The following is a 20,366-nucleotide window of genomic DNA, read 5'->3' as shown; positions in this document are numbered from 1 at the left end:
GAGTCAGGCGAAGGCGGCGCGAGCCCATTTCCGGAAGGAGCGTGGCGGTCGCCCCAGGACGCGCTCGACGTCGTCGGTCACCGTTTCCTCGCCACCGCTGCGGATCAGCTCCGCGCCCTGCAGCGCCACCGCCACCACCGGCTCGTCCACCCCTGCTGCCCGCAAGTGCTCCGCGTAGACATCCAGCGGTACGTCGGCCACGGCCAAGTCCGTCCCCAGTACGTCGGACAACACCGCGACCTGTTCCGGGACGCTGAGCGGGGAAGGCCCCGTCAGCGTGTAGATCCGCCCGTCGTGCTCGCTCGAGACCAGCGCCTCGGCGGCAACCGCGGCAACGTCGGCCGGGTCGACGAACGCGTGCCGTCCCGCCCCGGTCTGGTTCGGAATCGGTTGCCCGCTCCGGATCGCCGGCAGCCATCGCAGGGCGTTGGAGGCGAACCCGGCCGGTCGTAGGATCGTCCACGCCAGGCCGCTGTCCCGTACCGCTCGTTCGCCGGCCGCGTGCCAGTTCCCAGGACCGGTACTGCCTATCGCCGACAACTTCACGATCTTCCGCACCCCACCGTCCACCGCGGCCGCGACGAGCGCCCGGTCATGCGCCGGGACCCACGGCCCGGGCGCACTGAGCAGGAACACCGCCTCGACCCCGTCGATTGCCTTCCGCAACGACTCCGGGTCCTCGAAATCGCCTTGGAACAAACCGGGAAGGGCCTGCCGCGTCATCCCGCGGACGGGGACGTCGCGCGCGATCAACTGCTTCATGAGCTCACTGCCGATGGTGCCCGTCGCACCCGTGACCAGAATCATCCCGTCACCCTGAACCGGCCGCGCCGCCGCGGGATAGGAACTTTCGGTACTACGGAACCCGCGGACCGCCCGGCTACGCTCGAAGGCGTGCATCCGTGGATCGAGAGCGTCACGCTGCGGCCGGCGACGACGCCGATCACCGTGCTGCCGCCGGATCCCGCGGCCACGATCGTCTGGCGGATGACGCCGGCGGGGGAGAGCGACGTCCTGGTCGCGGGACCGCGCACCACGGCGGCGTACCACGTCACGAAGGATCTGCCCGTCTGTGTGCGCCTGCGGATCCGCCCGGGGCACCTGGTGCTCGCACCCCCGACCGACGAGCTCGTCGACCGGACCGTGCCGCTGGCCGACGTCTGCGGATCGTCGGCCCGGTCGCTCGCGGAGGACCTGGTCAGGTACCGGGATCGGCCCGAGCAGGCCGCCGAGTTCCTCGGAGACTATCTGTGCCGGCGATTCCCCCGCCGTTCGGCCGGCCGAGCGGACCTCGTGACGGGCGCCGTGGCAGAGCTGACCGCCGGGATCGCGTCGCACACCGTGGGTGAGACCGCCGCCCGGCTCGGTGTCAGCGAGCGGTATCTGCGGCGGGTGTTCCGGGAAGCAGTAGGCGTGTCACCGAAGCACTTCGCCCGGATCGCCCGCGTGCGCACGGTGATCGGTCAGGCGGGCCGACCCTGGGCTGAGACGGCGGCGTACGCCGGGTACTCCGACCAGTCGCACCTGATCGCGGATTTCCGCTCGCTGATGCGGGTCACCCCGCAGGCGTTCGCGGCCGGCGACGTACCGCTCAGCACCTGCTAGCCGGGCAGGGCGTTCCACTGCTCCAACGTGGAAACCAGCAGGGTGGTCGTCGGCAGCGACGCGATCTCGGCGCGGGTCACGAAGCGCGCGTCCGACGCGTCGTCACCTGGTGTGAGCCTGCCGCTCACGGCGGTGGCCTCGTAGTCGCGGATCACGTAGAGCTGTCCCCGCGGGCCGGGGCGCTCGATCTCGCCGACCAGGGTCCCGACCTCGACGGTCAGGCCGGTCTCCTCGGCGACCTCCCGCGCGACCGCCGTCGGATCGTCCTCGCCGGGCTCGACCCGCCCGCCCGGGATCGACCACAGACCGCGCCCGGGCTCGTTGGCACGACGGACCACGAGCAGCCGGTGCTGCTCGTCGTACACCAGGGCACCCACACAGTCGACGCGCTCCATGCAGCTGAAGAATAGAGCGTCTGTGCACAAGTGCCAGGTCTCGTCGGTGAACGCGGATAGCATCAGCGGTGACAGTCACCCGGCGAAGGGACCCAGGACCGCTCGTGCTCATCGACCTGCACACCCACTCGAACCGTTCCGACGGCACCGATCCGGTGGACGTCCTGATGAGGCACGCGCAGCAGGCCGGGCTCGATGTGATCGCGCTCACCGACCACGACACGGCCGACGGGTGGGTGGACAGCCGCCGGGCCGCCGAGGAGCTCGGCATCGGCTTCATCCCCGGGCTGGAGATCTCCTGCAAGTTCAACGGGATCAGCGTGCACCTGCTCGGCTACCTGCTCGACCCGGCGTACGCGCCGCTCGCGAAGGACCTGCAGGTGGTCCGCGAGGGCCGCACCGACCGGATCCCGACGATCGTCGCCCGGCTGAACAGCATCGGCGTCCCGCTCACCGTCGACGAGGTGCTGGCCCAGGCCACGGGGACGCCGTCGGTCGGCCGCCCGCACGTCGCGGACGCCCTGGTCGCCAACGGCACGGTCGCGAACCGCGGTGAGGCGTTCGACCGGTTCCTCGCCGACGGCCGCACCGGCCACGTCCCGCACTACGCGCTCGAGCCGGGCCACGCGATCGACCTGGTCCGCCAGGCCGGCGGTGTGCCGGTCATCGCGCACCCGTGGGGTCGGTCGAGCTACAAGGTGATGACCGAGGAGAACCTGGCCGCTCTGGTCGCCGACCACGGGCTGGCCGGGATCGAGGTCGACCACCAGGACCACTCGCCGGAGTCCCGGGAGGCGCTGCGCGCCATCGCCCGCAATCTCGGCATCGTGTACACCGGCTCCAGCGACCACCACGGCGCCGGCAAGATCGACCACGACCTGGGCGTGAACTCGACCGAGCCCGAGCAGTTCGAGCGCCTGCTGGAGATCGCCAAGAGCAACGCCGCCACCTCCGACGCGCAGGTCCCCGAGGCCTACCTTCCGTGAACAGTGTCATCAACCTGGGGTTGCTCAGTGAGGTCGTCGTCACGCTGTTCGTGATCATGGACCCGCCGGGCACCGTGCCGGTCTTCATCTCGCTGACCGCCGGCCAGTCCCGCGCGGTGCGGAAGAAGGCGGCCTGGCAGGCGGTGCTGGTCGCGTTCGGCGTGATCGTCGTGTTCGCGGCGTTCGGCCAGCAGATCCTGCACCACCTCGGCATCACGCTGCCCGCGCTGCAGTGCGCCGGCGGTCTGCTGCTCCTGCTGATCGCGCTGCAGCTGCTGACCGACACCGCCGAGGACCCGGTGCAGACCAAGAACGTGAACATCGCGTTCGTCCCGCTCGGTACGCCGCTGCTCGCCGGGCCGGGCGCGATCGTGGCCACGATGGTGTTCGTGCAGCGGGCGAACGGGTCGCTGCCGGACGTGGTCGCGATCTCGGTCGGCATCATCGCGATCCACCTGGTGATGTGGCTGACGCTGCGGTTCTCCGGCGTCATCATGCGGATCCTGGGGGAGAACGGCGTCCTGCTCGTCACCCGGATCGCCGGCCTGCTGCTGAGCGCCATCGCCGTCCAGCTGGTCGCGGACGCGGTCACCGACTTCATCAAGGCCGGCTGAGATGGACGACATGCTCCCCGGGATGCCGACGCGGCTGTTCGTGGCGACGCCGACGAAGCTGCTGACGTTCGCGGACTGCAAGCGGAAGTACCGCTACACCTACCTCGAGACACCGCGGCCGCCGAAGGGTCCGCCGTGGGCGCACAACACGGTCGGCGCGATCGTTCACGAGGTGCTCGCCGACTTCTTCGGCCGCTGGCCCGCGTCCCGCCGGACGCCGGACGAGGTCGTCGCGAAGATGCGGTCCAGCTGGCGCAGCGAAGGGTTCCGCGACGAGCGGCAGTCGCTGGACTGGCGGGACCGGTCGACCGACATGGTCCTCGGGTACCTGCGGGACTCCGATCCGTACTACGAGCCGCGCGGGGTCGAGCGGACGGTCGCCTTCACCACCGCACGGGCCTCGCTGCGCGGGCGGGTCGACCGGATCGACGAGCGCCCGGCCCGCGACGGGAGCGGCGGGACCGAGCTGGCCATCGTCGACTACAAGACCGGCCGCCGCCCGCTGACGTCCGTCGACGCCCGGTCGTCGCTGGCGATGGCCCTCTACGTGCTCGGCGCGCGGCGCGTGCTGCACCAGCCGTGCACGCGGGTCGAGCTCCACCACCTCCCGACGAACACGATCGCCGCCGCGGATCACGACGAGGCGTCGCTCGGGCGGCACCAGCAGCGCGCCGAGGCGATGGCCGACGACGCGGCCGCCGCCGAGGCCCGCTGGGCCGAAGGCCTCACCCCGGCAGAGGCCGACGCGGTCTTCCCGCCGGAGCCGTCGCCACTGTGCGGCTGGTGCGACTTCGCCAAGATCTGCCCGCAGGGCCGCCGCGAGTCCCCACCCCGCGACCCCTGGGCCGGCCTGGACGAAGGCGAGCAGGCCCCGACCGCCGAGGCCGGCTGACGTCTGCAGCTCGACAGTACGTATGCGCCCACTGCCCGCTCGCCGGGCGGGTGCGCACGCCTGACGGGCGGGGCGATCGGCGGACACCTCCTGTCGAGCTGCCGCCATGCCAGCGCCGTGTGCGTGGGATGCCAGCGCCGCGGTGAACCCTGAGGGTGGATGAAAGGGGCTCGCCTGATGGGTGCGAAGACTGTGAACAAGCTGGCGGTGCCGGGGGCAACGCTGCACTACGAGGTCACCGGCTCGGGGCCGGTGCTGCTGCTGATCGCGGGCGCCGGGACCGACGCCGGCGTGTTCTCCGGGATGGTCGGCCAGCTCGCCGCCGAGTACACCGTGGTCACGTACGACCCGCGCGGCAACTCCCGCAGCCGGTACGACGGTGACGCCGCGGACGAGTCCATCGAGCAGTCGGCCGCCGACGCGCTCGCCCTGATCGACGCGGTCGCCGGTCACGAGCCGGCGTACGTCTTCGGCACCAGCTCGGGCGCGATCACCGGCCTCGAGCTGATCACCCGGCACCCCGACCGGGTCCGGATGCTGGTCGCGCACGAGCCGCCCTGCACCGAGGTGCTGCCGGACGCGGATGACGCGCGCGCGTTCTTCGAGGACGTGTACGAGACGTATCGCGAGGACGGCCTGACCGCGGCCGACGTGGTGTTCATGATGGGCACCGGCATGGACGACGACGCGATGCCGCCGATGGAGGACCTGCTGCCGGAGTACCGCGAGCTCGCGGAGCGGATGCAGGCGAACGCGGCCAACTTCTACGAACACAAGCTGTTGCCCTTCACCCGGTACATGCCTGATCTCGACGCGTTGAAGCAGGTGGCCGATCGCGTCGTGCCGGCCGCCGGGCTGGAGTCGTACGCGCACCTTCCGGGGCGGCCGATCGAGGTCGTCGCGGAGCACCTCGGCTGGCCGGTGGTGATGTTCCCCGGCGGGCACGGCGGGTACTCCAGCCACCCGGCGCCGTTCGCCACCCACCTCGCCCATCTGCTGAAGACCGACACCCTGTAGGTTCCTGTTCTTCCCCCGGGCACCGGTCCGGGCGTGGGTCTGAGGGGTCCCGCGCCCGGACCGGTTATTTGTGTTGACGCCACGGCGGGATCCGGCGTACCGTCCCTCTCCTGCCTTGACAATTCGGCGTGGATTCGCACGCCTTCACAGTGGTGTCCGAACCCCCGGGTCCTTCCAGATCCGGGGCAGTTCCGCGTGCCGCTGTGCTCCTCGGACACCACCACGAGTGCGAGAGGAGGTAGGTAGTGGGTGTCTACTGGGCGATCGCCGTACGGTCCTTCCGGCGGTTCTCGACGTACCGGATCGCCACCGTGTCCGGGTTGTTCACCAACACGGTCTTCGGGTTCATCCTGTGCGGCGTCTATCTGACCCTGTGGCGCGAACGACCCGGGCTCGGCGGGTACGACGTACCTGACGCGCTCACGTTCGTGTGGTTGCAGCAGGGGTTGCTGGTGCCGGTCGGGATCTTCGGCGCGACCACCACGAACGAGCTGGGCGCGCGCGTGCGCAGCGGTGAGATCGCTGTCGACCTCTACCGGCCGACGCAGCTGCTGCTGTGGTGGCTGTCGGTCGATCTCGGCCGGGCGACGTTCGAGATGCTGGTCCGCGGCGGTGTGCCGTTGCTGGTCGGGTCGCTGGTGTTCGATCTCAAGTTTCCGTCAAGTCCCGCGATGTGGCCGGCGATCGCGCTCGGCCTGCTGCTCGGCATCACGATCAGCTTCACGATCCGGTACCTGGTCGCGTTGTCCGGGTTCTGGATCACCGACTCGCGCGGGATGGAGCAGCTGGCGCTCGTCCTCTCGCTGTTCTTCGCCGGCACGATCCTGCCGCTGGTCGCGTTCCCTGGCTGGATCGGAGTGGTCGCGCGGGCGACGCCGTGGGCCGCGACAATGCAGGTGCCGATCGACATCTGGCTCGGCCGGAACCCGGGCGGGACCGGCGCGGCGCTCTTGTTCCAGTTCGGCTGGTTGTCGGTGCTGCTGCTGGTCGGGCAACTCACCACCACGCTGGCGACCCGGAAGGTGGTGATCCAGGGTGGTTGAGCGTGTCCTTCGCGCGCCCTCGCAGTACTGGATGCTGATCGTCTTGTGGATCCGGTCCGCGCTGGCGTACCCGGCGTCGTTCGTGCTGATGCTGGTCAGCTCGACGCTGGTCACGGTGACCGACTTCATCGCGGTGCTGATGATCTTCAGTCACATCAGTTCGTTCGGCGGGTTCTCGCTCGGGGAGATGGCGTTGCTCTACGCAACGGCCTCGACGGCGCTCGGCGTCGCCGATCTGTTCACCGGCTCGATCGAACGGGTCGGTGAGCGGATCCGCACCGGCTCGTTCGACAGTTACCTGATCCGGCCGGTGCCCGCGTTCCTGCAGGCCGCCGCCGACGGGTTCGCGCTACGCCGGCTCGGCCGCCCGCTGCAGGCGACGACCGTCCTGGTGCTGGCGCTGATGAACGTCGACATCGACTGGACAGTTGCCCGCGGCATCGTATTGATCGGGTCGCTGATTGCGGGCTCGGTGATCTTCGGGACGCTGTTCGTGCTCGGCGCCGCGTTCCAGTTCATCTCGATCGACTCCGCCGAGCTGGCCAACTCGGTCACCTACGGCGGGCAGGCGATGGCGCAGTTCCCGCTGACGATCTTCGGCAAGGAGATCGTGCGGGCCGTCACGTTCGTCGTACCGATTGCCTTCGTCAACTACTACCCGGTGCTGTTCCTGCTGGGTAAGCCCGCGCCGCTCGGGCTGCCGTCCTGGATCGGGCTGCTGTCACCGCTGGTCGCCGTCGCGATGGCCGCGGTGGCGTCGCTCGCGTGGCGGGGCGGTCTCCGTCGCTATCGCAGTACAGGGAGCTGAAATGGCTGTCATCGAATTGGACAACGTGTCGCGTGCGTTCACGGTCACCTCGCGGTCCGGGCTGCGCCGGACGAAGCGCGAGGTGCGGGCGGTGGACGGGATGACGTTCAGCGTCGAGCCCGGCGAGGTGATGGGGTACATCGGGCCGAACGGGGCCGGGAAGTCCACCACGATCAAGATGCTGACCGGGATCCTGGTGCCGTCCGGCGGCTCGATCCGGGTGGCCGGCGTCGATCCGTCGCGGCACCGGCTCAAGCTGGCCAAGCGGATCGGCGTCGTCTTCGGCCAGCGCACGACCCTGTGGTGGGACCTGCCGTTGAAGGACTCGTTCGCGGTCCTGCAGAAGATGTACGACGTACCGCTCGCCCGGCACCGGGAGAACCTGGCGACGTTCGTCGAGCTGCTCGACCTCGGCGACCTGCTCGACGTGCCCGTCCGCCAGTTGTCGCTCGGGCAGCGGATGCGCGGCGACATCGCGGCGGCGCTGCTGCACGACCCCGAGATCGTCTACCTGGACGAGCCGACGATCGGGCTCGACGTGATCAGCAAGGCCCGGCTGCGCGAGTTCCTGGCGCAGGTCAACGCCGAACGCCGGACGACGATCATCCTCACCACCCACGACCTCGACGACATCGAGGCGCTCTGCAGCCGGGTGATGGTCATCGACCACGGCCACCAGATCTTCGACGGAACCCTCGACCGGCTCAAGTCCAGCCAGTCCGCGCCGCGCACCCTGGTCGTGGACCTCGCGACCTCACTGCCACCCATCGAGGTCACCGGAGCCACCGTGACCAAGGTCGACGGCCCCCGCCAGCACCTCACCTTCCCGACCACCACCAGCGCGGCACCCCTCCTGGCCGAGATCGCGGCCAACTACCCGCTGATGGACCTCTCGGTCTCCGAACCCACCATCGAATCCGTCATCACCCAGCTCTACGCACCGGCAACGCGATGACTAGCGGGTGAGACCGTTCGGCCTCTGGGCGGTCCTGGGCTGGGGTGCCCGCTCGGTGGTCGTGGCGGCGGCTTGCTCGGCCGGCGCAGGGGCGAGTCGCAGCTGTTCGTTCATCACCCGGTGGAAACCGTCCTGGCCGCGGACCATCCCGTCCAGGTCGATTGCCTGCGGCAACACCGGCGCCGCGTCGAACACCCGGGCGTGCGCCGCGACCAGGAACGTCCGCATGATCGCGTCACTGCCCCGCTTGAACTCGGGGCCCTGCACGAGGAAGTACGCCGCGTCGGTGAACGTCTTGCGTTGCTCGGGGTCGCGCGGATCCGCCGCACCCGCGGCCCGGACCTCCTCCAGCTCGGCCAGCGCGTCGAACGACGCACGCCGCAGGACCTCGCAGTCCGCCTGGTCCGCGGTCTGCGTGACCACCTGGTCCGGGTATCCCAGATACGGACCGCCGGTCGCCGGATCCCGCGGCGCAGGCAGGAAGACGAGCCGGTTCCCGTTCACGGTCGCGCCGTCGCGCAACGTCACGACGTTCTGCATGCTGTGGTCGCGACCCATCCGTTCCAGGGCAACCGCCTCCAACTCGGACAGCAACTTCCACGCCGGCGTCCCCGGCTCCCGATTCCCCGCCGACGGCGACAGGCGGTACCGCATGTGCCCCTCACCGATCGTGGCCCGCACATCGTCCGCATTCGCGTGAGGCCGCGTCCACTGCCCCTGCAGAGCGACCTGGTACCGCCACTCAGCCACATGCCGATACGCCACCTCGAACCCCGCAACCCGCTCATCCCGCGAGCCCGCCGACGCCAGCCGCTCCTCCAACACCCCCAGAGCCGCAGCAGCCTCAGCAGCCTGCACCTCCGCAAACCCACCCAACTGATCCCAAGCAGCCGGATTGTTCACGGTCTTCACCAAATCAGGCGTAGGAAAACTCCGCCCAGTAATCCACACACCCATACCCGAAACCTACAAGCCCCAGGGTCACCCGACGCTCAGGCGAGATCCGCCACCATCGAGGCGAACACCACCTCAGGATCCATACCGGCGGTGTCTTCCCGCCAGCGACGGGCCGAGTCCGGGAACTCCTGCTCGTCGACAGCACCGACCCCGGCCTGGATCAGACGCTTGGCCTCCGCGATCCCGATGTCGACGTACTGCATTCCGTTGAGGAAGTAGTAGTCGTGCCGCGCACCCTCGTTGCGATGAAACTTCCCGGTGTTCCCCACATACGTCCACACATCCTCATCCACCAACGCCGCGACCCACAGCTCCTTGTCGCCGTCCTTGACCAAGAACAACCGCGTCATCGTGATGTCCCGTTCTGTCGATGCTGAGCCTGTTGGCGGGTCTGCTCCGGTGCCTGGTTCGGCTCGCTCGCGCGGGCCGGACCTGACTTGGGGCGGTGCTGCTGACGCTTCTTACCGTAGCTAATCGTGTTCACCGGCGCGCCGCCGAGTTCTTTGAGCTCTTCGATGCCGGCCGGTTGAGTCATCTGGTCGGAGAGCGCGATGCACTCCCGCCGGGCAGCGTCACGAGCCGCAGCAGGCTGTTGGCGATCGCGCTCGATCTCGTACAGACCGGTCGTACGCTCCTTGACGTCGATCGACTCGTTCGAGTGCACCTGCAGTTCGACCGACTCGCCCTGCGCACGCAGGAAGGCATGCAGGCCCTTGTAGCGGCTGCCGTCGACGTACGAGTGATGTGCGGCCTGGGTCTGCCAGTTGCCGTCGTTGAGACGATCGATCGTTCTGATCGCAGCCTGGGTGAGCTCGTCCGGATGCTTGACGAGAGCTGTGTAGCGAAGAACGTCCTCCGGCACCTGCTGGGACCGTCGGTAGAAGTCCTCGTACGTGGCCAGTTTCCGGGCCAGGGACTGCGGCGACTTCATCCGGTTCTCCAGGTGGTACGGCGTTGCCTCCGCTCCGATCGCGGAGACGACGGCGTCCGTGAGGCGGGGCTCGACGGAGGCGGCCTTCGTCACCAGTTGCAAACTCTTCTCGGCCGTCCGCTCGCCGTAGTCGGCCGCGATCTCCGCCTTGGTCGGGATCGGGTCTCCCCAGTCGAGCGGCCGCCGCTCGGACAGCCAGGCGTGCACGTCTGCCGGTTCTGGAAGGTTGTCGAGACCGGGTTGCATCTGTCCCCCAGGCTTGGTTTGGCTTTCGATCGACCGTACGGACTCCCGAGGGGGCTGTGGGGTGGGTTTCGGGGATCTGTGGATAACTCGGGTGGGTTACGGAATGGGGTGGGGTGGTGACGTTGGGGTGGTGGGGTCGTTGAACGTCGGGTAGGGGCCAACCGGATGGGTTGATCGGGGGTAGAGAAGGTATGCCGACGATGACGGGTGAGCCGGTGGTGGGGGTGCAGGGGCCGCCGGGGGACGGGCCTGGGTTCGTGGTGTGGGTTCGGCCTCATCTGGTGGCGATGGCTCGGTTGGCGGGGCGGCTGGCGGTGGGGGCGGATCGGGACGACATCGTGCAGGAGGCGCTCGCGCGGGCCTGGGCGAAGCGGGCTCAGTACGACCCTTCGCGCGGTACGCCGTCGGCCTGGCTGCTCGCGATCACAGCGGACCAGGCCCGGAAAGCGGTCCGCCGGATGCGCTCCGGGCCGTCGTTGGCGCTGATCGAGGACGCCGGGCCGGTGGCCTCGCGGCGGCCGGATCTCGACGCGCGGATGGATGTCGACCACGCGATCATGTCGCTCTCGGCGCGGCAGCGGCTCGCGGTCGACTGCTACTACTTCGCCGACCTGTCGATCGCCGAGACCGCGGCCGTCATGGGCTGCTCCGAAGGCACCGTGAAATCCACGCTGTCCGACGCGCGCAACCGGCTCCGTACCCTACTGGAGGTGACCGAATGAACCAGACCGACGAGGTCGACGACCTGTTGACCCGTGCCGGCGCTCGTTGGCGGGCTGACCAGGAGGCGCCCCCGGAGCCCGACCTGGAGTACATGCTGAGCGGCGGCCGCAAGAACCGGCGCTGGGTGCCCGCGCTGGCGGCGGCGAGCGTCGCGGTCGTGGCGGCCGGCGTCATCTCGGTGCTGCCCGACCCCGAGCCACCGGCAACACCTGCGACCACCGCGACCACCGCGACCGGCGCCCCGCAAGCGTTTGCTCAAGGCAACGACAAGTGGCTGGTGAAGCCGGGCGACAAGGTCCAGGTGAGCGGCGAGATCATCGCCGTACCGGGCAGCACCCCGGTCTTCTGCGCACCGGTGGCGAGGACCTTGATCGGTTACCTGCCGGGCAAGGAGCCGGCGCCGAGCTGCCCGGACAACGTCGCGGTGAAGCTCAACGGCCTGGACGTCGACCGGATCCCCGGCGTGAAGACGATCAAGGGCGTCCGGACCGGCCAGGCGTCGGTCACGGGTATCTGGCGCGACCGGTCGATCGACGTGGAGCAGCAGGCAGCGCCGATCCGGCCGGCCGAGACCGGTCTGCCGAAGCTGCCGTGCGCGGCCCCGGTCGGCGGCTGGCCCTCGAAGCCGAGCAACGTCTCGTCGGCCGCGGTGAGGACGTTCCTTGCCGCGCACGCCAACCAGGCGTACGGCCCGGTCGCCTACTACCCGAACGGCACCTCCCGCAACGCCCCTGTGGTGATGATGGTCGGCGTCGCGCACGGTGACCTCGCGGCGTTCCGTACGGCGTTCGAGAAGGTCTACAGCGGCAACCTGTGCGTCACTCCGGTCCTGATGAGCAACGCCGACAGCGACCGTGTCCGGGACACGCTGAACGGCATCCTCAGCAAGCAGGACCTCGGCGTCTACCTGAGCGGAGGCGCCGACGGCATGACCGGCGGCCCCGCACCGGTCCAGCTGCTCGTCTACACCGAGCAGGTCAAGGCCACTCTGAACCCGGTCGGCCTGGACCTGCTCGACATCCAGCCGCAGGTCCGCCCGGTCAGGTAGTCGTGGCTGCCAGGTTCGGGTAGTCGTGGAAGAAGTCCACCAGGAGGCGGGCGGTCGCGGCCGGCTGGTCGATCGCGGGTGAGTGCCCGGCGCCGGGGATGACCTCGGCCGTGACGCCGAGGCGTTCGGCCATCGCCTCCTGGACCGGGATCGGCCAGCCGTCGTCGGTCTCGCCGTGCAGCACCTGTGTGCGGACGCCGGACTTGGCGAGCTGATCGGTCTTGTCCTCGGCGTCGGTCAGCCGACGGGTGATCTCGGCCAGGCTGGTCGGTACGTTGCCGGTGAACCGCTTCCGCAGGAACGCGACGACGTCGTCCGCCGGTACGACGTACCCGGGCGCCTTCCGGTCATGCTCCAGCTTCAGGTCGTACACCTGCTCGATCGGCAGGTTCTCCAGCCCGAACGCGAGCATCTGCAGGCTCTGCAGCGTCGCCTCGTCGGTGAACGCGGCCGGCCCCGAGCACAGCAGACTGATCGTCGAGAACACCGACGGGTCGGTCAGCACGGCCTCGCGCGCGACCAGTCCGCCGAACGAATGCCCGACCAGCTGGCTGTAACCGCCCAGCGCCTTGCTCATCGCCACTACGTCGGCGCCCAGCTCGGCCAGTGAGTACGCCGACGCGTCGGCCGGCCCGGCGGTCTCGTACTGACCACGCTGGTCAACGGCCACCGCCCGCCACCCGTACCGGCACAGGTGGTCGACGAGCGGAGTGAAGTCCTCCTTGCTGCCGGTCCAGCCCGGCACCAGCAGGACCGTGCCGAGCGGCGTACCGATGTCGGGTACGGCGGTCAGCGTGGCGAACGAGCCACGGTCGGTCTCGAGTGTCTCGGGGTGCACCCCGTCGGGCAGCGTCAGCGTACGCGGCGTACTCACAAGTAAAGAGACTAACCGCTCACCTGGTCCGAACCAGCTTGGCCGTGGCCGCGGCGAGGAGCAGAACCATCACAACGCTCAGCACGGCAGCCAGCTGTACGCCGTGCGTATACGCGTCCCGCGCCGTTGTGAGCAGCTCCTGGGCGAGCGGAGCGGGCAGGTGCTCAGCCTCGGCCACTGCGCTGCCCAGGGTGTCGCGTACGGAGTCCGGTGCGCCGACAGGAACCGACACCCCGGCGCGGTAGACCGCGGTGACGATGCTGCCGGCGATAGCGATGCCTAGCGCAATGCCGAGCTCCGTACCGGTCTCACCCATCCCCGACGCGACACCGGCTCGCTCCGGCGGCGCGCTACTGATGACGACGTCGTACGTGAGCGCCAGCACCAGCTGGATGCCCAGACCGGCGAGGCTCAGCCCGATGACGACAGGCCAGCGTCCGGTCGCAACAGCCATCAGTGCGAGCCCGGGCGCCGCGACCAGGAAGCCGACCGTCATCGCTGCACCGGACCGCAGTACGCGGATCACGTACGGCCCACCCAGCGTGCCGACGATCCCCGCGACCGTCGTGGGCAGCATCCACAGACCGGCCTCGAACGGGCTCATCCCGAGGACGAGCTGGAAGTACTGGACGGCGAGGAACTGCATCGCGGCCAGTACGTACAGCCCGAAGGTCTGCGCGCCGAGCGAAGCACTGAACGCGGCCCGGCGGAACAGGTGCAGATCGAGGAGCGGCTGGGACAGTCCGAGCTGGCGGCGGACGAACCACCACCCGAGCCCGACGCCGACCGCCGCGACGGCCAGCGTGCCCAGGTGCGGGCCGCCCTTCGCGGTCTCCTTGACGGCGTAGACCACCGAGATGATCGCCGCGACGGAGAGAACGACGCTGAGCAGGTCGATCCGGCCGGCGTTCTCGTTGCGGTACTCGGGGAGCAGCAGCCGTCCGACAGCGAGCAGGAGCAGCAGCGGCGGGATGCCGATCAGGAACACCGATCCCCACCAGAAGTGGTCCAGGAGTACGCCGCCGATCAGCGGACCGGCCATGCCGCCGACCATGAAGTTCGTCATCCAGATCGCGATCGCCAGCCGGCGCTGCCCGGGATCGCGGAACATGTTGCTGAGCAGCGACAGCGTCGACGGCATCAGGGTCGCGCCGGCCAGGCCCAGCAGTGCTCGCGCGGTGATCAGGAGCTCCGCACTGGTCGCGAACGCGGCGAGCAGCGAGGCGACGAGGAAACCTGTCGCGCCGATCATCAGCAGGCGGCGGCGCCCGATCCGGTCGCCGACCGTCCCCATGGTCACCAGCAGCCCGGCCACCACGAACCCGTACACGTCGACGATCCACAGCAGCTGGGACGAGCTGGGTGCGAGGTCGGCGCTGAGCGCCGGAGCGGCGAGGTGCAGCGCGGTCCCGTCCAGGCCGATCAGGACGGTCGGCAGGGCCAGTACGGCCAGCCCGAGCCACTCCCGCCTCCCCGCCCGCGCCGGGACCGCCGGCTGGTCGTCGCAGTCGGGCGTCGGGGGATCGGGGCAGATGCTCGTTCCGGTCATGTCCAGCATGCTGGGAGTTCAAGTGTCCTTGAAGTCAACAGCTCGGTCGATGTGGGCTCGCGTTCCGTGGTACGGCACAATGGCCGGGTGCCTCGCACTCTCGCGGTCGCCAATCAGAAGGGCGGCGTGGCCAAGACGACCACCGTCGCCACCCTCGGTGCAGCCCTGGTCGAGCTCGGCCAACGGGTGCTCCTGGTCGATCTCGACCCCCAGGCCTGCCTGACGTTCTCGGTCGGCATCGATCCCGAGGACCTGGACCGGTCGATCCACCACGTGATGCTCGGCGGGGTGCGCGCCCGCGACGTACTGATCGAGTCCGACGACGCCCCGGACCTGCTGCCCGCCACGATCGCGCTCGCGACCGCGGACGTCCAGCTGGCCCGGGAGAGTGGCCCGGAGCAGGTACTACGGACCGCGCTGCGGCCGCTGCGGACGTCGTACGACTGGATCATCGTCGACTGTCCGCCGACGCTCGGACTTCTCACCGTGAACGCGCTGTCCGCAGCCTCCGACGTGCTGATTCCCTTGCAGTGCGAGACGCTGGCGCATCGTGGCGTAGGGCAACTACTTGACACGGTGCACGACGTGCAGCGGCTGACGAACCCGGGCCTGCGGGTCCTCGGCGTGCTCCCGACGCTGTACGACGGCCGTACGACGCACGCCCGCACCGTCCTCGAGACGATCGCGGACACGTACTCGCTCGAGGTGCTGCAGCCGGCCATCCCGAAGTCGATCCGGTTCGCGGAGGCGCCGGCGATCGGCGACACCGTGCTCAGTACGGCGCCGGCCTCGCCCGGTGCGAAGGCCTACCGGGCGTTGGCCGGCGCACTGCTTCACTGACCGCTGTTCGGCGCCGGCGGGGGCAGCGGCGCCGGCTGCCGACGCAGCTTGTTGCGGAACAGCCACAGCGGTACGGCGATGATCGCGAGCAGCACCAGGAACGGCAGCAGCGCGCCGACGGCGGTCGCGATGGCGGAGAAGACGGCGGTGAAGGCGTTCCAGCCGCCCTTGAGGCCCGCCACGAAGCCCTTGTCCGGCTCCTCGACGGTCCGCACCGGCGGCTTGCCCTTCTCGCTCAGCGTCAGGGTGAGCGTCGCGAGGTCGGTCTGCAGGGCCAGGTTCTTCTGCTTCGCGAGCAGGGACTCCAGATCGGATTCACGCCGGGTCAGTTCGCTCTCGACCGAGACGATCTCGCCGATCGTGTTCGCCTTCGTCATCAGCGCGCGGGTGCGGTCGAGGCTGGCGCGTTGCGACTCGATCCGGCTGGCGACGTCGACGACCTGCTCGGTGACGTCGGTCGACTCCTGGTGGATCTGCAGTCGTTTGCCGAGGTCCGAGAGCTTCTGGATCGCGGTCTCGAACGACTTCGTCGGGACCTTGAGGACCAGGTTCGACCTGTTGATGTGCCCGTCAGGGTCGCTCGCGGTGTCCTCGGCGGCCACCTGACCGCCGAGGCCGGTGATCGCGGCCACCGCCTTCTGCCGCAGGGCGGAGACGTCCTCGCCCTCGACGGCCAGCGAGCCGCTCTTGATGATGGCCCGCGTGATCGCCGGTTGTTCCTTGCTGCCACCGCTGCCGCTGCCGGAAGAGTCGGTCTTGCCGGCCGCCGGCGCCTGCGGTTCCGCTGTGCCCACGGCCTCGCCGGCGCCCTGTTTCGGCGCCGACGCGGCATCGCCGCTCGTGCTGTCGTTGCCGCCGGCACTGCAACCGGCCAGCAGCACGACCCCCGCGACAGCCATCACGGCTGTTACCGCCCTGATCCGCCTCATCACCCAGCCCCTTTTCGCTCGTGGTTACCGCCCTAGGACGGCCCACGCGGGGCTGGGTGTTGCAGCGTCAGATCACCATTCGGAAACAGTCACTCCGGCGCACTGAAGATCGGCGTCGTCGCCGGCTTGCTCGCCGCGGCGGTCTTGCGGGTCCGCGTGCGCTTCACCGGCTTGTCGTCCGTGGCCGTCACCTCGGTAGCGGGCTCGGCCGCCTTGGCCTCCGCCGTCTTCCGGGCCCGGGCGCGCTTGACCGGCTTCTCGTCGGCCGTCGCCTCGCCGGCTGTGGCCTCTGCAGGCTCGGTCGCCTTCGCCGCGGCCGTCTTCCGGGTGCGGGTCCGCTTGACCGGCTTCTCATCCGCCGTCGCGTCGGCTGCAGGCTCAGCAGCCTGCGCTTCGGCTGCCGGCGCCTTGGACTCGGCGGTCTTGCGGGTGCGGGTCCGCTTGGCGGGCTTCTCGTCCGCAGCCGTCGCCTCGGCAGCAGGCTCGGCCGCCTTGGCTTCAGCTGTCTTCCGGGTCCGGGTCCGCTTGACCGGCTTCTCGTCGGCCACAGCCGCTGCCGCCTCAGCCGCCGGCTGGCCGGCCGTCGCGTCGGCTGCAGCCTCGCTCGCCTGTGCCGCAGCCGTCTTCCGGGTGCGGGTCCGCTTCGCCGGCTGCTCAACCGCCGGCTCGTCAGCCTTCGCCTCGGCGGCGGCTTCCGGCGCCTCTGCCGTCTTGCGGGTCCGGGTGCGCTTGGCCGGCTTCTCTGCCGGAGCCTCGGGCTCGGCTGCGGCGACCTCGGCGACTGCCGCCTCGGTCGTCGGGGCCTCGGTGGTCTTGCGAGTCCGGGTGCGCTTGCGTGCCTTGCGCGGTGCCCCCTCGGCGGCCGGCTCGGTCGACGGCGGGACCTCGGTCTTCGTCGTGACGTCGGCGAGTTCCTCGACCGGCTGGCCGGCGCGGGTGCGCTTGCGGGTCCGGTTGCGCTTGCGGCCCGGACGCTCGCCGTCGGCGCGGCCTTCGTCGCGGCGTCCGCGCGGCCGGTCCTCCCGTGCCTCGCGGGCCTCCTGCGGCGCCCGCGCCGTACGGATCCGGCCCTTCGCCTCGGACGGGATGCCGAGGTCGTGGTACAGCTCCGGTGACGTGGAGTAGATCTCCTGCGGCTCGTCGTACGGCAGGTCGAGCGCCTTGTTGATCACCTTCCACCGGGTCACGTCCGGCCAGTCGACGAAGGTGACGGCGATACCGCTGGCCCCCGCGCGCCCGGTCCGCCCGATCCGGTGGATGTAGGTCTTCTCGTCCTCGGGGCAGGTGTTGTTGATGACGTGCGTGACGCCCTCGACGTCGATACCGCGGGCCGCGACGTCGGTGCAGACCAGGACGTCGATCTTGTCGCCGCGGAACCGGGTCAGCGCCCGCTCGCGGGCCTGCTGGTTCAGGTCGCCGTGGATCGCGGCCGCCTTGAACCCGCGGTCCTGCAGGTCGTCGGTCAGCCGGGACGCCTCGCGCTTGGTCCGGCAGAAGATCATCACCCGGCCGCGGTCCTCGGCCTGCAGGATCCGGGCCACCACCTCGGGCTTGTCCAGCTCGTGCGCCCGGTAGACGAACTGTGCCGTGGTCGGCACCATCTGGGTGTCCTCGTGCGACTCGGCCCGGATGTTCAGCGGGTGCCGCATGTGGGTGCGGGCGAGGCCGATCACGGCCGACGGCATGGTTGCCGAGAACAACATGGTCTGGCGCAGCTCGGGCGTCTTGCGCAGGATCCGCTCGACGTCGGGCAGGAAGCCGAGGTCGAGCATCTCGTCGGCCTCGTCGAGGACCAGGACCTTGATGTGGCCGAGGTCGAGGACGCCCCGGTTCGCCAGGTCCAGCAGGCGTCCCGGCGTACCGACGACGACGTCGACGCTGCTCTTCAGCGCGTCCAGCTGCGGTTCGTACGCGACGCCGCCGTAGATGGTCAGGATCCGCACGGTGCGGACGGTGGAGGCGGTCTGCAGGTCCTTGGCGACCTGGATGGTCAGTTCCCGGGTCGGGGTGACGACCAGCGCCTGCGGCTTGCCCGGCGCGACCAGCTCGGTGTAGTCGGGTTCGTTCGGCGCGATCGTGCGCTGCAGCAACGGGATGCCGAAGCCGAGCGTCTTGCCGGTGCCGGTGCGGGCCTGCCCGATCAGGTCGGTGCCCATCAGGGCCACCGGGAGCGTCATCTCCTGGATCGGGAAGGGTTCGACGATGTCGACGCGGTCGAGCGCGTCACAGATCTCGGGCAGCACGCCGAGCTCTCGGAAGGTGGTCAGGCTGATCGCCTCTCACATGCTTGGTGCGGACAGGTGTGCTCAGTGGCCGGGCGCCTGGGGCCTTCCAGCCCCGATCGTGAGGCGCGGGGACACTGTGCAAGCACCTCGCACCAGCTTGCCCATGTGGGCGCGTCACCGGCGAATCGCCCACCAGTGTAACCGCAGCGGCTGTCAACGCCGCTTCGTGTGGCATGCGCCACTCCCGAGCGCGGCCCGATAGGGTGCCGGGCATGGAGCAGACGGCCTTTGATGATCCCGCCTACCGGGCCGCGGCGGTGGACCTGCTGGGAGTGCTCGCGTACGGCGAGCTGACCGCGTTCGAGCGGATGGCGGAGGACGCCAAGCTGGCCCCGACGCTGGACGACAAGGCGGAGCTGGCGGCGCTGGCGACCACCGAGTTCGGGCACTTCCAACGGCTCCGGGACCGGCTGGTCCAGCTCGGTGTGGACCCGATGGAGGCGATGCGGCCGTTCGTCACGCCGCTGGACGCGTTCCACGACCACACCGCGCCGTCGGACTGGCTCGAGGGTCTGGTGAAGGCGTACGTCGGGGACGGGCTGGCCAACGACTTCTACCGCGAGATCGCGTCGTTCGTGGACGCGGAGACGCGGGCGCTGGTGCTGGAGGTGTTCGCCGACTCCGGCCAGGCCGAGTTCGTGGTGGACCGGGTCCGGGCCGCGATCGACGAGGACCCGAAGCTCGGCGGCCGGCTGGCGCTGTGGGGCCGCCGCCTCGTGGGGGAGGCGCTCAGCCAGGCCCAGCGGATCGCCGCCGACCGGGACTCGCTGGCCGCGCTGCTGGCCGGCAGCGTGGACCGTCCCGGCCTGGACCTGGCCGCGATCGGCCGGATGTTCACCCGGCTCACCGAGGCGCACACGGCCCGGATGACCGCTCTGGGCCTGCAGGCCTGATCCCTGTCCGGACAGGGCAACGGCCGCCTTCCCCGTGTCAGGGGTGGCGGCCGTTTGGTGGTGCCTGAGTCAGGCGGCTTTGGGCTTGCTGTTGCGCGCGGAGATGATGGCGATGACGACCGCGGCGCAGATGATCTGGATCAGGTACTGGATCCAGTCCGGGCCGGAGGTGTCCTTGACGCCGAGGAAGTACGCGATCAGGCCACCGAGGAAGGCGCCGATGCCGCCGCCCAGGATGGTCCAGCCGAGGCTGATGTTCTGCTTGCCGGGGAGCACCAGCCGGGCCAGCGGCCCGAAGATGATGCCCGCGATGAGGCTGACGATGATCATCCAGACCCAGTACACGGTGTCCTCCTTGTGAGGGATGGTGAACCTGCGCCGGTCCGGTGCCCCGTGACAAACCAGACCACCTGAGCGCAGGTCTCACCGTCATCGTGCCCTCTCGGTGGCTTTCCGCAACCGGGACACGCGCGACTGTGTCCGGAACGCGATCAGATCGCGCCGAACCCGACCTTGCGGGTCGACACCTCGCCGATCTCGACGTACGCGAGCCGGTCGGCCGGGATCAGCACCCGGCGGCCCTTCTCGTCGGCCAGCTCGAGCAGGCCGGACTTGCCGGTGAGCGCCTCCGCGACCAGTGCCTGGACCTCATCCGGAGTCTGCTCGCTCTCCAGAACCAACTCACGATTGGCGTGCTGCACGCCGATCTTGACCTCCACGAAACCCTCCGGGCACGTTCCGACCGGCGGCTCTCGCCGGTGACGCTTCGAGCCTAT

Annotated in this window: 23 protein-coding genes; 12 read left to right on the top strand and 11 right to left on the bottom strand. The window is 69.9% G+C overall.

What is annotated here, in order from left to right:
• Positions 1-3: 3 nt before the first annotated feature.
• Entirely contained in the window at positions 4-807 is an 804-nt protein-coding gene (locus tag ABZW60_RS13875) for an NAD(P)H-binding protein (RefSeq protein ID WP_355476604.1), read from the bottom strand.
• An 87-nt stretch (positions 808-894) separates the two neighbouring features.
• Between ABZW60_RS13875 and ABZW60_RS13870 the strand changes: the two genes are divergently transcribed.
• Positions 895-1,605 (top strand): helix-turn-helix domain-containing protein, encoded by a 711-nt coding sequence (locus ABZW60_RS13870; RefSeq protein WP_355476602.1) that lies wholly within the window; start codon positions 895-897, stop codon positions 1,603-1,605.
• On the opposite strand, the gene ABZW60_RS13865 is transcribed toward ABZW60_RS13870, so the two are convergent.
• Positions 1,602-2,000 (bottom strand): NUDIX domain-containing protein, encoded by a 399-nt coding sequence (locus ABZW60_RS13865; protein ID WP_355476600.1) that lies wholly within the window; start codon positions 1,998-2,000, stop codon positions 1,602-1,604. The two genes, ABZW60_RS13870 and ABZW60_RS13865, sit on opposite strands and share 4 nt — an antisense overlap.
• 104 nt (positions 2,001-2,104) lie before the next feature.
• Between ABZW60_RS13865 and ABZW60_RS13860 the strand changes: the two genes are divergently transcribed.
• The 7 genes from ABZW60_RS13860 (at position 2,105) to ABZW60_RS13830 (ending at position 8,315) form a co-directional block, all read left to right on the top strand.
• Positions 2,105-2,986: a PHP domain-containing protein gene (locus ABZW60_RS13860; RefSeq protein WP_355476598.1), complete on the top strand. Its 882-nt coding sequence runs from the start codon at positions 2,105-2,107 to the stop codon at positions 2,984-2,986.
• Positions 2,983-3,600, top strand: a complete 618-nt coding sequence (locus ABZW60_RS13855; RefSeq protein WP_355476596.1) for a MarC family protein — start codon at positions 2,983-2,985, stop codon at positions 3,598-3,600. Before ABZW60_RS13860 ends, ABZW60_RS13855 begins: the two co-directional genes overlap by 4 nt.
• 1 nt (position 3,601) lies before the next feature.
• Positions 3,602-4,492, top strand: a complete 891-nt coding sequence (locus ABZW60_RS13850; RefSeq protein WP_355476594.1) for a PD-(D/E)XK nuclease family protein — start codon at positions 3,602-3,604, stop codon at positions 4,490-4,492.
• 177 nt (positions 4,493-4,669) lie between these two features.
• Positions 4,670-5,509 carry an alpha/beta hydrolase gene (locus tag ABZW60_RS13845; protein WP_355476593.1) on the top strand — a complete coding sequence of 280 codons (840 nt, stop codon included), beginning with the start codon at positions 4,670-4,672 and terminating at the stop codon, positions 5,507-5,509.
• A gap of 245 nt (positions 5,510-5,754) precedes the next feature.
• A complete protein-coding gene (locus tag ABZW60_RS13840) occupies positions 5,755-6,552 on the top strand; it encodes an ABC-2 family transporter protein (protein WP_355476591.1) in 798 nt (265 codons plus the stop codon).
• Positions 6,545-7,360, top strand: a complete 816-nt coding sequence (locus ABZW60_RS13835; RefSeq protein WP_355476589.1) for an ABC-2 family transporter protein — start codon at positions 6,545-6,547, stop codon at positions 7,358-7,360. The genes ABZW60_RS13840 and ABZW60_RS13835 overlap by 8 nt, the downstream gene beginning before the upstream one ends.
• 1 nt (position 7,361) lies before the next feature.
• The gene (locus tag ABZW60_RS13830) at positions 7,362-8,315 is read left to right on the top strand and encodes an ATP-binding cassette domain-containing protein (RefSeq protein WP_355476587.1); all 954 of its coding nucleotides are present in this window, start codon (positions 7,362-7,364) and stop codon (positions 8,313-8,315) included.
• Here the strand turns inward: ABZW60_RS13830 and ABZW60_RS13825 are convergent, their stop codons facing one another.
• The 3 genes from ABZW60_RS13825 to ABZW60_RS13815 form a co-directional block, all read right to left on the bottom strand.
• The gene (locus ABZW60_RS13825; RefSeq protein ID WP_355476585.1) at positions 8,316-9,065 is read right to left on the bottom strand and encodes a hypothetical protein; all 750 of its coding nucleotides are present in this window, start codon (positions 9,063-9,065) and stop codon (positions 8,316-8,318) included.
• A 242-nt stretch (positions 9,066-9,307) separates the two neighbouring features.
• A complete protein-coding gene (locus ABZW60_RS13820; protein ID WP_355476583.1) occupies positions 9,308-9,622 on the bottom strand; it encodes a hypothetical protein in 315 nt (104 codons plus the stop codon).
• A complete protein-coding gene (locus ABZW60_RS13815) occupies positions 9,619-10,449 on the bottom strand; it encodes a hypothetical protein (RefSeq protein ID WP_355476581.1) in 831 nt (276 codons plus the stop codon). The genes ABZW60_RS13820 and ABZW60_RS13815 overlap by 4 nt, the downstream gene beginning before the upstream one ends.
• A gap of 191 nt (positions 10,450-10,640) precedes the next feature.
• Here ABZW60_RS13815 and ABZW60_RS13810 point away from each other — a divergent pair, with 191 nt between their 5' ends.
• A complete protein-coding gene (locus ABZW60_RS13810) occupies positions 10,641-11,171 on the top strand; it encodes an RNA polymerase sigma factor (protein ID WP_355476580.1) in 531 nt (176 codons plus the stop codon).
• On the top strand, positions 11,168-12,220 hold the full coding sequence (locus ABZW60_RS13805; protein ID WP_355476578.1) for a hypothetical protein: 1,053 nt from the start codon (positions 11,168-11,170) through the stop codon (positions 12,218-12,220). Before ABZW60_RS13810 ends, ABZW60_RS13805 begins: the two co-directional genes overlap by 4 nt.
• On the opposite strand, the gene ABZW60_RS13800 is transcribed toward ABZW60_RS13805, so the two are convergent.
• A complete protein-coding gene (locus ABZW60_RS13800) occupies positions 12,213-13,094 on the bottom strand; it encodes an alpha/beta hydrolase (protein ID WP_355476576.1) in 882 nt (293 codons plus the stop codon). The two genes, ABZW60_RS13805 and ABZW60_RS13800, sit on opposite strands and share 8 nt — an antisense overlap.
• A gap of 19 nt (positions 13,095-13,113) precedes the next feature.
• Positions 13,114-14,643 carry an MFS transporter gene (locus tag ABZW60_RS13795; protein ID WP_355476574.1) on the bottom strand — a complete coding sequence of 510 codons (1,530 nt, stop codon included), beginning with the start codon at positions 14,641-14,643 and terminating at the stop codon, positions 13,114-13,116.
• An 87-nt stretch (positions 14,644-14,730) separates the two neighbouring features.
• Here ABZW60_RS13795 and ABZW60_RS13790 point away from each other — a divergent pair, with 87 nt between their 5' ends.
• The gene (locus tag ABZW60_RS13790; protein ID WP_355476572.1) at positions 14,731-15,483 is read left to right on the top strand and encodes an AAA family ATPase; all 753 of its coding nucleotides are present in this window, start codon (positions 14,731-14,733) and stop codon (positions 15,481-15,483) included.
• On the opposite strand, the gene ABZW60_RS13785 is transcribed toward ABZW60_RS13790, so the two are convergent.
• Positions 15,477-16,412 carry a DUF4349 domain-containing protein gene (locus ABZW60_RS13785; protein WP_355476570.1) on the bottom strand — a complete coding sequence of 312 codons (936 nt, stop codon included), beginning with the start codon at positions 16,410-16,412 and terminating at the stop codon, positions 15,477-15,479. The genes ABZW60_RS13790 and ABZW60_RS13785 overlap by 7 nt on opposite strands.
• Positions 16,413-16,501: 89 nt before the next feature.
• Positions 16,502-18,655 carry a DEAD/DEAH box helicase gene (locus tag ABZW60_RS13780; RefSeq protein WP_355476569.1) on the bottom strand — a complete coding sequence of 718 codons (2,154 nt, stop codon included), beginning with the start codon at positions 18,653-18,655 and terminating at the stop codon, positions 16,502-16,504.
• A gap of 254 nt (positions 18,656-18,909) precedes the next feature.
• Here ABZW60_RS13780 and ABZW60_RS13775 point away from each other — a divergent pair, with 254 nt between their 5' ends.
• Entirely contained in the window at positions 18,910-19,590 is a 681-nt protein-coding gene (locus tag ABZW60_RS13775; RefSeq protein WP_355476567.1) for a ferritin-like fold-containing protein, read from the top strand.
• A gap of 69 nt (positions 19,591-19,659) precedes the next feature.
• On the opposite strand, the gene ABZW60_RS13770 is transcribed toward ABZW60_RS13775, so the two are convergent.
• Together ABZW60_RS13770 and ABZW60_RS13765 are read right to left on the bottom strand one after the other, a co-directional pair.
• Positions 19,660-19,935 (bottom strand): GlsB/YeaQ/YmgE family stress response membrane protein, encoded by a 276-nt coding sequence (locus tag ABZW60_RS13770; protein ID WP_355476565.1) that lies wholly within the window; start codon positions 19,933-19,935, stop codon positions 19,660-19,662.
• Between the two features lie 146 nt (positions 19,936-20,081).
• Positions 20,082-20,309, bottom strand: coding sequence for a DUF3107 domain-containing protein (locus ABZW60_RS13765; RefSeq protein ID WP_355476563.1), 228 nt, complete (start codon positions 20,307-20,309; stop codon positions 20,082-20,084).
• Between the last annotated feature and the right edge of the window lie 57 nt (positions 20,310-20,366).

This window comes from Kribbella sp. NPDC003557, assembly GCF_040610805.1.
Classification (GTDB): Bacteria; Actinomycetota; Actinomycetes; order Propionibacteriales; family Kribbellaceae; genus Kribbella.
This window is presented reverse-complemented; position numbering and strand designations above follow the sequence as displayed.